This window comes from Streptomyces sp. NPDC043176, assembly GCF_056436715.1.
Genome location: NZ_JBWKCA010000033.1, coordinates 1 through 12,147, shown reverse-complemented (window position 1 = coordinate 12,147; position 12,147 = coordinate 1). Strand labels below are relative to the sequence as shown.

Annotated in this window: 12 protein-coding genes; 8 read left to right on the top strand and 4 right to left on the bottom strand. The window is 74.4% G+C overall.

All coding sequences use genetic code 11. The features are described 5' to 3' along the window. Positions 1–53: 53 nt before the first annotated feature. Positions 54–1,385, bottom strand: coding sequence for a DUF1254 domain-containing protein (locus AC067A_RS34135; protein WP_479247053.1), 1,332 nt, complete (start codon positions 1,383–1,385; stop codon positions 54–56). A gap of 543 nt (positions 1,386–1,928) precedes the next feature. Between AC067A_RS34135 and AC067A_RS34130 the strand changes: the two genes are divergently transcribed. Both AC067A_RS34130 and AC067A_RS34125 read left to right on the top strand, forming a co-directional pair. Then, the gene (locus tag AC067A_RS34130; RefSeq protein WP_479247051.1) at positions 1,929–2,489 is read left to right on the top strand and encodes a SixA phosphatase family protein; all 561 of its coding nucleotides are present in this window, start codon (positions 1,929–1,931) and stop codon (positions 2,487–2,489) included. A 99-nt stretch (positions 2,490–2,588) separates the two neighbouring features. Beyond that, the gene (locus AC067A_RS34125) at positions 2,589–3,602 is read left to right on the top strand and encodes a glutathione S-transferase family protein (protein ID WP_479247049.1); all 1,014 of its coding nucleotides are present in this window, start codon (positions 2,589–2,591) and stop codon (positions 3,600–3,602) included. A gap of 469 nt (positions 3,603–4,071) precedes the next feature. On the opposite strand, the gene AC067A_RS34120 is transcribed toward AC067A_RS34125, so the two are convergent. Further along, positions 4,072–4,536, bottom strand: a complete 465-nt coding sequence (locus AC067A_RS34120) for an ATP-binding protein (RefSeq protein WP_479247047.1) — start codon at positions 4,534–4,536, stop codon at positions 4,072–4,074. A 296-nt stretch (positions 4,537–4,832) separates the two neighbouring features. Between AC067A_RS34120 and AC067A_RS34115 the strand changes: the two genes are divergently transcribed. Both AC067A_RS34115 and AC067A_RS34110 read left to right on the top strand, forming a co-directional pair. Then, positions 4,833–5,387, top strand: a complete 555-nt coding sequence (locus AC067A_RS34115) for a hypothetical protein (protein WP_479247046.1) — start codon at positions 4,833–4,835, stop codon at positions 5,385–5,387. A 490-nt stretch (positions 5,388–5,877) separates the two neighbouring features. After that, positions 5,878–6,294, top strand: coding sequence for a hypothetical protein (locus AC067A_RS34110; RefSeq protein ID WP_479247044.1), 417 nt, complete (start codon positions 5,878–5,880; stop codon positions 6,292–6,294). A gap of 407 nt (positions 6,295–6,701) precedes the next feature. Here the strand turns inward: AC067A_RS34110 and AC067A_RS34105 are convergent, their stop codons facing one another. Next, complete coding sequence (locus AC067A_RS34105) at positions 6,702–6,845, bottom strand: hypothetical protein (protein ID WP_479247043.1); 144 nt, start codon at positions 6,843–6,845, stop codon at positions 6,702–6,704. Positions 6,846–7,038: 193 nt separating this feature from the next. Continuing rightward, the gene (locus tag AC067A_RS34100) at positions 7,039–8,169 is read right to left on the bottom strand and encodes a serine/threonine-protein kinase (protein WP_479247041.1); all 1,131 of its coding nucleotides are present in this window, start codon (positions 8,167–8,169) and stop codon (positions 7,039–7,041) included. 263 nt (positions 8,170–8,432) lie between these two features. Here AC067A_RS34100 and AC067A_RS34095 point away from each other — a divergent pair, with 263 nt between their 5' ends. From AC067A_RS34095 to AC067A_RS34080, 4 genes are all read left to right on the top strand, one after another. Then, positions 8,433–8,654, top strand: coding sequence for a DUF6458 family protein (locus tag AC067A_RS34095; RefSeq protein ID WP_479247039.1), 222 nt, complete (start codon positions 8,433–8,435; stop codon positions 8,652–8,654). Positions 8,655–8,714: 60 nt separating this feature from the next. Beyond that, a complete protein-coding gene (locus AC067A_RS34090) occupies positions 8,715–9,089 on the top strand; it encodes a PRC-barrel domain containing protein (protein ID WP_479247038.1) in 375 nt (124 codons plus the stop codon). An 86-nt stretch (positions 9,090–9,175) separates the two neighbouring features. Next, complete coding sequence (locus AC067A_RS34085) at positions 9,176–9,628, top strand: SRPBCC family protein (RefSeq protein ID WP_479247036.1); 453 nt, start codon at positions 9,176–9,178, stop codon at positions 9,626–9,628. A 1,714-nt stretch (positions 9,629–11,342) separates the two neighbouring features. Beyond that, positions 11,343–11,918 carry a DUF6328 family protein gene (locus tag AC067A_RS34080; protein WP_479247035.1) on the top strand — a complete coding sequence of 192 codons (576 nt, stop codon included), beginning with the start codon at positions 11,343–11,345 and terminating at the stop codon, positions 11,916–11,918. Positions 11,919–12,147 lie beyond the last annotated feature (229 nt).

Genomic DNA, 12,147 nt, shown 5'->3' with positions numbered 1-12,147 from the left:
ACCCGGGGAGCCCTCGGACCGCAAGGGGCGTGACGGCTCCGGCCCGGCGGGGCTCAGTCGGTGCGGCGCAGGGCCGGCGGGGTCCAGTCACCGGTGAGGGCGGGCCGCTGGGGCCAGTACAGGCGCAGGAAGACGTTGAAGCTGCCCGCGGGGGCGGGAAGCCAGTTGCCCTCGCGGTCGGGCCCGGGGTTGTCGTGCTGGACGTGGATGTCCAGGGAGCCGTCGGGGTTGGTCCGCATACCGCTGCGGTCGCCGATCGCGTACCGGTCCAGCGGGTTGTCGGCGAAGAGCTGACGCTCGTTCATCATCGTGAGGGACCAGAAGCCGTCGACGGGCGGGGTCTTCCCGGCGTCGAAGTGCAGCACGTAGGTGTGGGCACCGTCGAGGGGCCGGCCGTCGGCGTCGGCGGTGGCGTGCGGGTACAGCGCGTCGGCGTCGAGGTTGGCTCCGTACCCGAACCGGGTGATGACCGCGCGCAGGGCGTAATCGGTGCCGTAGTCCCCCAGCCCCCGGTGCACGGCCCATCCGCTGGTCTTCGTGGCCTCCGCCCGGGCGAGCAGTTCGCCCAAGGTCTCAGGGCCGCGCCGTGCGGCCGCGTCCAGGGCGGCGAGCTCCTCGGCGGACAGGTCGTCCAGGCTCGCGCCGGGCGCGATGCCCAGTTTGGCGAGGCGGCCCAGGACCGGTGCGTCGGCGGGATCGGGCGGGTTGTCGACCATCATCCGGTTGAGAAGGGCGAAGTAGTCGCGGCCGCTGAGCGCGTGGACCCGGTCGACGGGCGCCGTCGTGGTGTCGGCGCCGGAGGGGACGGGGACGTCGGTGGGAGGGGAGTAGTCGTCGGGGTCGCCCGTCCACTGCGACAGCGGGATCAGCCGCGTGGCGTCCTGGAGCCGGTTGACGGCCGGGAAGTCCGACGGGCCGCTGGTCGCGTACCGGGCGATGATCCAGTTCACGGCGGTGGGGGACTTCAGCAGGGTCAGGCCGTCGGGAACCGTTCCGGACCAGGCCGGGCCGGCGATCAGGAACGGGCCCGCCGAGGGGCCGTTCCTGCGCCGGCCGACGACGGCGCAGACGTTCGACCAGGCGTCCAGGATCGGGACCATCCAGAACCGGTCACCGAACTCGGGCAGGGTCAGCACCAGGGGCTGGTCGGACAGGTCGAGCCAGGCGCTGGAGTACAGGGTGTCCGCGTTCGGCGAGACGACCTCGGTGAAGGAGGCGTCGGGCGTGGAGCGCATGTAGCAGAACTGGTTGACCGGGGCCTTCCGACGCGCGTCGTCCCGCGCCGGGACCGCCGTCATGTTGCCCTTCGTCACGGCCGCCGTGACCAGCGGATACCCGTACAGCCATGCCTCCGTGGCCAGCTTCTCCATCGACTCATCCGTCATCGGCTGCTCCAGGTGTGTGGACGACCCCCGTTCGGCCCGACGCTATGAGCACGGCCCCTCCGCCGCCCGGCGAGTCCGCCGAACGGGTGGCGGGCGGGCGGGCCCGGGTACCTCGGCCTCGCCTTCCGGGCGGCCGGCCTCGCCTTCGAGGCGGTGGGGGACCCCCGGCTCGCCCGCTGTGACGTCCGGGTCCCTGGCCGACGCCCTGCGCCGTGCGACGCGGGACGGCTCGCGCGCCGCCCGCGCTCGCACGCCGTCCGGGCTGGCACGCCGTCCGGGCTGGCACGCCGTCCGGGCTCGCACGCCGCCTGTGCCCGCGCACCGTCCGGGCCCGCACGCCGTTCGTACCCGCTTCCGCGCGCCGGCCGACGGCCTCGTCGCGGAGGACGGCGTCGCACCGGCGCCGGCCGCGCTCGCCCGTCCGTCCGGCTGACCGGGGACACCGGCGGGGCGCGGTGCCGCAACGGTGCGTGCGGCCACCGAGACGGGGTAGGCGCAGCTTCCGGAACGACCCGGAGCGGTACGCGCGGGGAAGGAGGCGTCATGTCCCTGGAGTCCGGATCCCGGCGTGCGTCACCGGGCGGCGACGGCGCGGCCGGGTGCCGGCTGCTGCTGGTGCGCCACGCGAAGGCCGTGCGCAAGGACCGGCGGATCGACGACTTCGACCGCGAGCTGAGCAAGCGGGGGAGGGACGACGCGCCCCGGACCGGCCGCTGGCTCGCGGACTCCGGTCCCAGGCCCGACTTCGTGCTCTGCTCTCCGTCCCGCAGGACCCGCCAGACCTGGCGGCTCGCGGCACGCGCGCTGGACGACCCGCCGCCCGTCGTCTACGACGACCGCCTCTACAACACGCCGCCGAGCGAGCTGGTCTCCGTACTGGCGGAGCGGGGCCCGGGCCTTCGTGCCGTGGTCCTCGTCGGCCACAACCCGGGAATCCACGAGCTGGCCGCCGGCCTGTGCGGGAGCGGCCCTCCGGACCTGCTGGAGCAGGTGAGGGCGGGCTTCCCGACCTCGGGAGTGGTGGTGATCGAGGTGCCCGGTGGCTGGGAGCGGCTGTCCTCCGGCAGCGGAAGGGTGATCGCCTGCTGGTCACCGACCGACTGATCCCCCCGGCCCGGAGGGAGGGTCCGGCCGGTCCCGCCGGCGGGCGGGCGGTGCCGTGGCGGGCGGGAGCCCCGTACACGAGGAGGAGGGTGCGGAACGATGACCGGTGACGGCTCGTACGAGCGCGACCGCACGTACATCACGACCCGGATCACGGCCGACGGGCGGGACGGTTATCCGGTGGAGCCCGGGCGTTACCGCCTGGTCATCGCCCGTGCCTGCCCGTGGGCGAACCGGAGCGCGATCGTGCGGCGCCTGATGGGGCTGGAGGGCGTGCTCCCGATGGGGATCGCCGGACCCCTGCACGACGAGCGGAGCTGGTGCTTCCACCTCGATCCCGAAGGCCGGGATCCGGTCCTCGGGATCGAGTGGCTGAGAGAGGCGTACGTGGCACGCTCACCCGGCTACTCGAAGGGCATCACCGTGCCCGCGATCGTCGACGTCCCGACCGGCCGGGTGGTGACCAACGACTTCGAGCGGATCACGCTCGACCTGGGCGGCGAGTGGACGGCCCATCAGCGGGACGGGGCGCCGGAGCTGTATCCGGAGAGATGGCGCGACGAGATCGACGACGTGGCCGGCAAGGTGTACCGGGACGTCAACAACGGCGTCTACCAGTGCGGCTTCGCCGGTGACCAGGCGGCGTACGACCGGGCGTACCGAAGGCTGTGGGAACGGCTGGACTGGCTGGAGGAGCGGCTCGGACGCCGGCGCTACCTGGTCGGCGACACCCTCACCGAGGCCGACGTCCGCCTGTTCCCGACCCTCGTGCGCTTCGACGCCGTCTACCACGGCCACTTCAAGTGCAACCGGCACAAGCTGAGCGAACTGCCGGCCCTCTGGGCCTACGCGCGGGACCTGTTCCAGACGCCCGGCTTCGGGGACACGATCGACTTCGCGCAGATCAAAGCGCATTACTACGTCGTCCATCACGACATCAACCCGACCGGGATCGTCCCGAGGGGCCCGGACGTCCACGGCTGGCTCACGCCGCACCACCGCGAGGAACTCGGCGGCCGGCCGTTCGGCGACGGCACCCCACCCGGGCCCCCGCCCCCGGCCGAGCGCGTGCCGCCACTCGGCCCGGAATTCGATACGGATTCCGATGCCTGACTGCGCGCCGAGCGCAGAAGCACCCGCAGAAGACGCCCGCCACGGAAATCGGCTTCTCGCCACCCCCGCCGGCCGTTCGACGACCGGGAGGAGATGGCCGTGACGTTCGGATCGCGCCGCCACGGTCGCCGGAGAAGGCGCCGGACGCGGGCCCGGCGGACCCTGATGCCCTCGTTCGCCGAGGTGTCGTGCGCTGGGTTGGAGGGGAGCTTCGCCTGATGGCCTGGGATGTCCGGACGCCGTTCCGGGCGGCATTCCACGCCGCGCTGCCGACGGCGGTCCGGCGCAGGCCGTAGGGCCTGTCCGACCATTCCCGCCGGGTCCGGCCCGCCCGGCACGCACGCTCGGCGCACGGTCGGAAGGTCCGAGTAGCTCCTTCCCCGAGCTCTCGGCTTCGATCGAGCGGGGGAGACCCCATTCGGGGGCGCCCAGGGTGTCGCTGGCCGCAGGCACCGCCCTTCGTCGCCGGTCACCGGCGGACCCCGGTGACCCTCCCGTCACGCGACGGTGCGCGCTCGGGGATCGTCTCGCCGTCCAGGGCGATGCGAGCGGTCACCCGCTTGCCGACGGACTCCCGCCGCACCTCGAAGTGCCGGGCGACGGACGTCACGACCTCCAGACCGTGCCGTCCGACGCGGGTCGGGTCGGTGTCCCCGAGCACCGGTAGGGCCGGCTCGCTGTCCCACACGGTGATGGCGACCAGCCCGTCCTCCAGCCGCAGCTCCAGCAGAATGGGTCCGGGGGCGTGCTGGGAGGCGTTGGTGACCAGCTCGCTGGTGACGAGCCGGGCGGCCTCCACCGCGCAGGGCGGCACGGGCCGGCCGCGCCGCGCGAGACCGTGCAGGAAGTCCACGGTGAGGCGACGGGCCCGGGAGGGTGAGAGGTCACCCCGGGCGAAGGCGTCGGTGATATGGGTGTCGTCGGTCTTCCGCATCGTTCGCTCTCCGTCTCGCACGGCCGGGTCTTCCGGAGTTCACGGGCGCGTCCTGCCCGTGAACTGTCCTTATGCCCCGATATCTCCGCTTACTGCATTCCGAGGCGATCGGATGTGACCCCCGCCCTCGCCCCCGCTCTCACGTTCGCTCGCCTCCACATGTCGGCCTGGCCCGTCCTGGATGCCCGGTTTGCCTTCCTGGGTGAGGGGCACGCGGACCTCCATGAGCCCCGGGCCCCGAAGGGCCGGGACGGAAGAGCGCGACTCCGAGAGAGAACGCGGAAGGGTGAGAGCCGATGTCGATCGGAATCGTCCTGGTCGTCGTGGCGGCCGTCGTCGTGGTCGGGTTCGCCGTGGGTGTGGCGGTGGACCGCCGGCGGCGATCGCGACTGCGCGACCGCTTCGGGCCCGAGTACGGACGGGCCGTCGAGACGACCGGCAGCAGACGGGCCGCGGAGCAGGAACTGGACGCCCGCGAACGCCGCTTCGCCGACCTGGAGATCAAGCCGGTGCCCGGTGAGGTGCGGGAGCAGTACGCGCGGCGGTGGATGCGCGTCCAGGAGGAGTTCGTGGACCGGCCCGAGGCCGCCGTCCACGACGCCGACGAACTGGTGGCGGCCCTGATGCGCGACCGGGGTTACCCCGACGAGGGCCACGAGCAGCGGCTGCGTGACCTGTCGGTGCGGCACGGCCGCACCCTTGAGTGCTACCGGGCGGCCCTGGAGGTCCACGCGATGAGCACCCACAACGCCGCCACCACCGAACAGTTGAGGGGCGCGATGATGCACTACCGCACCCTCTTCGACGACCTGCTCGCCGACGGCGAGCCGACCGGCACCCGCCGGTCCTGACGCGGAGGCAGGAGAGATGCGACACCACGAGACGTCCGAGCGCACGACCCGGGCGCCGGGTCGACGACACCACGCGGACCCGACGGACCAGTACCCCGAGCGGTCGGAGGACCGCCCCGAGCCGGCCGACCGCCCCGAGCCGCTGACCGGACAGGGCCGGTCCGGTCCCGGTCGTCCCGGGCCCGCGACGACCGGAGGCGACGCGGTGCGCCCGCCGGAGCACAGCCCGACGGTCGCACCGGCCCCGCCCCAGCACGCCCGGCCTCAGCGGGGCGGGCCGCAGTCCGACCGGCCTCAGCAGGGCGCGTCGCAGCAGGGGCAGCCCCAGCAGGACCAACTCCCACAGGGCGGGCCGCAGTATGATCAGCCGCAGCCCGGCCGGCCTTGGCACGATCAGTCCCGGCCCGGCGCCCCCGGTGGCCCGCCGCCCACGCCCGCGGCATCCCCGCAGGTGCCGGCTCAGAAAGCGCCTCCCGCAGACCCGTCGGCCATGACCCGGACTCCGCCCACGGGCCCGGCGCCCGCGGCCCACGGCGGTCACGCCCGGCACGCCGCCCCCGCCCCGCAGGAGCGGTCGGAGGGTCCGGACAACGGACGCGCCGCGCGACCCGGCGCCGCCGGAGCGGAAGCGGAGGGGATTCCCGATCTGCTCGGCCCGGCCGAGGAAGGGGAGTTCCGTCGCCGCTGGCACGAGGTCCAGGGCCGGTTCGTCGACGACCCCCGCCAGGCGGTCCACGCGGCCGACGTCCTCGTCGGGGACGTCATGAGGACCCTGGCGGACACCTTCGCCCGGCACCGGCACACCCTGGAGGGGCAGTGGAGCCAGGGGCTGGAGGCCGACACCGAGAGCCTGCGCCTCGCGCTCTGCCAGTACCGCGCCCTGTTCCAGCGCCTGTTGTCCACCTGACTGACGCCCAGGGTGCCCCCCGTTCCCGTGCCCGGCGGTGCGATCGGCCTCGCGGCCCGCACCGCCGGGCCGGCGGCATGTCCGGCACCGGCTTCCCCCGAGGATGCCCCTCTCCGGTGATCCCTGCCGTACGGCGCCTTCGCGCGGCGGTGGTGCACCCACCGCGCACGCGCCGAACCCATACCGACGCCCCGCGGCACTTCGCACGTGACGTATGCACGCTGACGCCTGCGCGGTACCTCGCACGTGCCGTATGCACGCTGACGCCTGCGCGCTACCTCGCACGTGCCGTACGCATACCGACACCCCCCGCGGCACTTCGCACGCGCCGTACGCACGCCGACGCCCCGCGCGGTACTTCGCGCGGGGCGTCGGCGGTCCGGCTGTGAGGGCCGGACGAGCAGGCTTCAGCGGTGGCGCAGCCTGCCGAACAGGCGGCGTGCCTGGGCGCGCTTGCGCGGGTCGGTCGCGGCGCGGCGAAGGGACGCCGCCGCGTCGCGGCCTTGGGGGCTGCGGGCGAATCGCTTGATGCGGTCCAGCAGTGCGGTCATGGGATTCTCCTCCGATGTCGAACGTGCGGGACGGTTCCCGAGAGGGCGCCACCTACCGGAAGGACGCGGGGAGGAGGCAGGCGAACCGCCTCCGGTCCCGGCCTCCGGCAATACCCCCGCCTTCCTTTCCGTGTCCTGGCACTCCGTGTTGCCCCAAGCGGCCGTCTCACACGTCAAGGATCCTGATGAGTCGTCAGGCAAGGTGTTCCGGAGAGTAGTTCGCGTGCGGTAGCGGCGACGCCGGTGCGCTCGTCCGGGTCCCGTCCGCCGCCCCGTCCCGGGGCGGGGGCGCCGCCTCGCCGGCGGGCGCGCTGCCCAGCGAGCCGGTCAGCGTGAGACCGAGCGTGACGAGGGTCGCCGCCACGGCCCGCCCGGCGGCGGGCCGTGGCGGCCGGGCGGCGGAGGACCGGCGCGGCCGGGGCGACCGGTGCGAACGGTGTATCCCCGCCTCCCGGGAGCCGGGTGCGGCGGAGGGCGTGGGGGTGCGTCCCGCGGTCCCCGGGTCGGCGAGGATCCGGGCGCAGGCGGCGGCCTCCGGGCGGGCCTCGGGGGAGCGGTCGGTCATCGCCGGGAGCAGGCGGGCGAGTTCCGCCGGGAGGCCGGATGGCAGCACCGGAGGGCGGTGCAGGTGCGCCAGCGCCGCCTCCAGCGGCGTTCCGCCGTACTCCGGCTCGCCCTTGAGGGCTTCGAGCAGCACCAGGCCGAGGCTGTACACGTCGGCCGCGGGCCCCGTTCGGCGGCCCAGGGCCTGCTCCGGCGCCATGTAGGAGGCGGTGCCGACGAGGGTTCCCGCGCCCTCGGGGGCGTCGTCCGCGGCCTCGACGCGGCGGGAGATGCCGAAGTCCGTGAGGTGCGGGGTGCCCGACCGGTCCAGCAGGATGTTCGACGGCTTGACGTCGCGGTGGACGACGCCGTGGGCGTGCACGTGCGCGAGGGCCGAGGCCAGGGCGGCCCCCGCCCGGCAGGTCTCGGCGGGCGTGAGGACCCCGCGGGCGATCCGCCGACGCAGGGTCGTCCCCCGGACGAGCTGCATCACCAGGAACGGCCGGCTCTCGTCGTGGCCCGTGTCGTAGAGGGTCACCAGGCCGGGATGGTGCATCCCGGCCAGCAACCGGGCCTCCTCGCCGCACCGGGCGTCGGTCCGGCGGGCGCCCGCGGGCCGGAACAGCTTCACCGCCACGGGGCGCCGCAGCCGCAGGTCCAGCGCCTCGTACACGTCCGCCGTGCCGCCCCGGCCCAGGAGGCGGTCGAGCCGGTAACGTCCGTCGACGGTACGGGCCGTCCATGTGGCGTCCGGATGTGCGGGCCTCGCTCGGACCTGCATCGGGGGCTCCCTGGAGGTGTGGCCGGCCCTCTGCCGACGGGCCGGGAGTCGGTGCGTCGCCCACCGGTGCGTGCGCGGGCCCGCGGCTGAACGCGTGCCCCGTCCTTCCATGAACATCCCCTGCAGGACGGCGAATCGACGGTTCCGGCGTGCTCGCGGGGCCGGGAGGGACCCGGTCCGAACGTCTTCGAGGACGGCGGAATGATCCCCGGAGGCCCGGGTACGCGGACGCTGTCCAACCCGCAGGGGAGGAGCAACCAACCATGGGTCTGGGACTGTTCATCGTCATGATCGCCGTCGGCGCCATCCTCACGTTCGCGTCCGACTGGGAGCTCGAAGCGGTCGACCTCGATCTGGTCGGCCTGATCCTGATGGCCGTCGGCCTGCTCGGGACCGCCGTCTACACCAGCGTTCTGCGCCGCCGCCGGATGGTGGTCCCGCCGGTGGCGCCCACGGTCACCGACGACCGTCGTGACCTGCTCTGAGGCGGCCCGCACGTCCGGCGCCGCGCCCTGCACGAACACAGCGACAGAGGAGTGAAAGCGATGACCGACCATCTGTGGTCCTTCAGCACCGAGTCCGGCCACCTGGCGGGTACCGACCTCACCGGGTGGCGCGTCGAGGCCTCCGACGGGCACATCGGCAAGGTGGACAAGCACTCCGACGAGGTGGACGACTCCTACCTGGTCGTCGACACGGGCGTCTGGATCTTCGGCAAGGAGGTGCTCATCCCGGCGCGGGCGGTCACCCACGTCGACCTGGAGGAGCAGACCCTCCACCTCGCCCTGTCGAAGGAACAGGTCAAGGAATCGCCCGAGTTCGTCTCCGACAAGCACCTCGCGGACCGCCAGTACCGCGAGGAGATCGGCCAGTACTACCGCACGTCCTGGCCCTTCCCGGGAGGCACGGTCGGCCTCTGACGGGCCGCCGGTCCACCCCGGTACGCACAGCGCAGCAGCACGTCCCCGACGGGGAGACGATCCCCGTCCGAGAGAAAGGTGTCGCCATGTCCAAGGTGGAGGAGTCGGTCGAGGTCGAGGTCCCGGTGCGCGCCGCCTACGACCAGTGGACCCAGTTCGAGACGTTCCCGCGCTTCATGGACGGCGTCGAACGGATCGAGCAGCGTACGGACACGCTCACCCACTGGGTTACGGAGATCGGCGGGGTGCGGCGAGAGTTCGACGCCGTCATCACCGAGCAGATCCCGGACGAACGCGTCGCGTGGACGACGGTCGAGGGCGAGGCCCGCCAGGCGGGCGTCGTCACCTTCCACCGTCTCGACGCGACCCGGACGAAGATCATGCTCCAGATGGACTTCGCCCCCGAGGGGCTGACGGAACAGGCGGGCGACAAGCTCGGGTTCGTCAAGCGCAAGGTGGCCGGCGACCTCAAGCGGTTCAAGTCGTTCATCGAGGAGCGCGGCGGCCTGCAGACGGACGGCTGGCGCGGATCGGTCTGAGGATCCGGCGCCGGCGCGCCCTCGGCGGGGGTGACAGGAGTCGAACCTGCGGCATCCGGTTGTGGGGGCCGGCGCCCGGGAACGGACCCACCCCCGCTCCGTCCGGCCGCGCCGACGCGCGGAAGGCACGCGTCTCGGCGCGCCCAGGCGCGTGCCTTCCGCGCATCGGGCGAAGAAGGATGGCATGGCCGCCCGAGGGGCGGGTAGGCGGGCCACGGCACCGCCGCAGGACCACCTCTCCCCGCCGTCGGCCCGCGGCCACCCCCCCACGCCAGGCGTCGACGGCTTCGCGACCGCCCCGCATCGGGCCCCCTCCCGATGCGGGGCGGTCGCATGCCCGGGGCCGTACTCCGGCGGGCCACTGCACCTCGGCCTCGCTCGACGAACGCCGACGGGGCGGAGTCGCGTTGACGACCTCGTGTCCGCCGTCGGCGCCCCCGGGCGGCAGGTCAGCCGCCCGGACCCGTCCCGGGCGGCGGACCGTCCCGGGTGGCTGACCGGACCGGGTGGCATGGATGCCGGTCGGCGGGGCATGCGGGTGTCGAGCGATGGGACACGCTCACGCCGGACGATCCACGGTTCCCCCCCCTTGCCGTGGGTCTGCGGCACTCCCGAGCGGCCCGCACCCGTAGAGGTGCGGGCCGCTCGCATGCCGCCCCGAGCTCTCCCCGACCCGGCGCCCCGAGCTGCCCCCCGACCCGGCGCCCCGAGCTGCCCCCGATCCGGCGCCCCGACCCCGCGCCTCGGGATGACGCGCCCCGGGACGACGTGCCCCGGCGGGCCGGACCGCCGAGCGGTCTCCCCGCACCCCCGGGGTTTGACCCCGGGAAGAGCGGTAAGCCGAACTGGTAGGCACCGGAAGCAGAGTGACGGACAGTCGGCCCACGGAACCCGCTCAGGAGGCGCTCATGTCGAACCCGACCCGAGCCCTCGTCCGTGCGGCGCCGTGCGTCGCGCCGGTGGGACCGACCGGGCCTCGCCGCCTCGCCGCCCCTTCCGGTGGCCCGTGGGTCCCGGGGACGGCCCCCGGGACCCACGGGCATCGGCGCGAGCCGCCGCATCCGGGGATCCCCACGCCGGGCCTTCCGATGCGGGGTGTCCCCCTGCACGGCGTCCCCGTGCGGGGGCTCACCGCGGGGGCGGTCTCCCCGCCCGCGCACTCCGGCCGGACCGCCGCGGCGGAGTCCTCCGCACCGGTCCGCCCGCCCCGTCGCCCGACCCGCCCTCCGGTGACGCCGCCGTCGCGGCCGCCGGAGGCCGCAGTCCCGTCCGAGGACCCCAGTGCCTCGGGCCGGAGCGGGGAGAGCCGCACGTACGCTCCCGCCGTGACCCCCGACGCGCCGCGCGGACGGGACGGGCAGGAGGGGCGGAACGGGCGCGCCGCCGGTGACGGCGGGAACGCCCGTCGTGGACGGTGGTGGCACCACGCGCCCCCGCGAACGGCCGGCACGCCGCGGGCCTGACTCCGCACCGTGCCGCGCCGGACGGAAGCCCCCACGCTCGACGGGGGCTTTCGCCGTGCGGCCCCGCTCCCGGGCGCCGCGTCCGCGCAGTGCCCTCAAGACCCGGCGCGCGCCCCGTAGCGTCCTGCGACTCGCCGAGCCGCCTTGGCGGTGCGGGGCGTCCGCGCCGTCCGTAACCGATCACGGGTGGAGCGCCACCGGACCGGGTGGTGCGGGTCCGCTCCCGTCCCGTGCTTCAGAGGAGGATCTTCATGAACGAACGGAACGGCGGTACGCCGGAGGACGAGCCGAGGGAGGCGCGGCACGGCGGGAAGGCGCAAGAGCCGGACAGCGGCACCGATACGGGTAACGGCAGGCACGACGGGCGCGGCGAGACGAAGGAGGAGCGCGCGGACCGGCGCTGGCAGGAGCTCCTCCAGGAGATCCGGGTCGCCCAGACCGGCGTCCAGATCCTCCTCGGCTTCCTCCTCACCGTGGTGTTCACCCCGCTCTTCCACGACCTGGAGCAGACCGACAAGACGATCTACCTGGTCACGGTCGTCCTCGGGTCGCTGGCGACGGGCGCGTTGATAGGCCCCGTGGCCTTCCACCGGATCGTGTCGGGGCGGCGGGTCAAGCCCCAGGCCGTCGTCTGGGCCTCCCGGCTCACCTTCACCGGCCTCCTGCTGCTGCTCGCGACGCTGACGGCGGCCCTGTTCCTCGTCCTGCGGGTGGCGACGCACGACCCGTACGTGCCCTGGCTGGTCTCCGGCGTCCTCGCCTGGTACCTGATCTGCTGGTTCGCCCTGCCCCTGTGGCTCCGCACCCACTACGCCGACAGAAGCTGAACCGGATACGCCGACCGAAGCTGACCGGAGCACGACCCGGGAAGCCCCCCGACCCGAGGCGTGTACCGGTCAGGGAACCGCCGCCCGCGGGGGAGGGCGACGACGGAGAGGGGCGGGCCCCCCCCCCCGCGGGGGCCCCCCCCCCCCGGGCCGGCGGCGTCGCGCCGGCCGCGGCCCGATGGGGGGGCGCCGCCCGGGGGCCGGGGCGGGGGGGGACCCGGGGGGGCGG

Excerpts from the sequence above, each read along its gene's own strand:
- AC067A_RS34115 (WP_479247046.1), top strand. The coding sequence starts at position 4,833 with ATGTCGATCGGAATCGTCCTGGTCGTCGTGGCGGCCGTCGTCGTGGTC.
- AC067A_RS34120 (WP_479247047.1), bottom strand. The coding sequence starts at position 4,536 with ATGCGGAAGACCGACGACACCCATATCACCGACGCCTTCGCCCGGGGT.
- AC067A_RS34105 (WP_479247043.1), bottom strand. The coding sequence starts at position 6,845 with ATGACCGCACTGCTGGACCGCATCAAGCGATTCGCCCGCAGCCCCCAA.
- AC067A_RS34125 (WP_479247049.1), top strand. The coding sequence starts at position 2,589 with ATGACCGGTGACGGCTCGTACGAGCGCGACCGCACGTACATCACGACC.
- AC067A_RS34130 (WP_479247051.1), top strand. The coding sequence starts at position 1,929 with ATGTCCCTGGAGTCCGGATCCCGGCGTGCGTCACCGGGCGGCGACGGC.
- AC067A_RS34090 (WP_479247038.1), top strand. The coding sequence starts at position 8,715 with ATGACCGACCATCTGTGGTCCTTCAGCACCGAGTCCGGCCACCTGGCG.
- AC067A_RS34110 (WP_479247044.1), top strand. The coding sequence starts at position 5,878 with ATGACCCGGACTCCGCCCACGGGCCCGGCGCCCGCGGCCCACGGCGGT.
- AC067A_RS34095 (WP_479247039.1), top strand. The coding sequence starts at position 8,433 with ATGGGTCTGGGACTGTTCATCGTCATGATCGCCGTCGGCGCCATCCTC.
- AC067A_RS34135 (WP_479247053.1), bottom strand. The coding sequence starts at position 1,385 with ATGACGGATGAGTCGATGGAGAAGCTGGCCACGGAGGCATGGCTGTAC.
- AC067A_RS34085 (WP_479247036.1), top strand. The coding sequence starts at position 9,176 with ATGTCCAAGGTGGAGGAGTCGGTCGAGGTCGAGGTCCCGGTGCGCGCC.
- AC067A_RS34080 (WP_479247035.1), top strand. The coding sequence starts at position 11,343 with ATGAACGAACGGAACGGCGGTACGCCGGAGGACGAGCCGAGGGAGGCG.
- AC067A_RS34100 (WP_479247041.1), bottom strand. The coding sequence starts at position 8,169 with ATGCAGGTCCGAGCGAGGCCCGCACATCCGGACGCCACATGGACGGCC.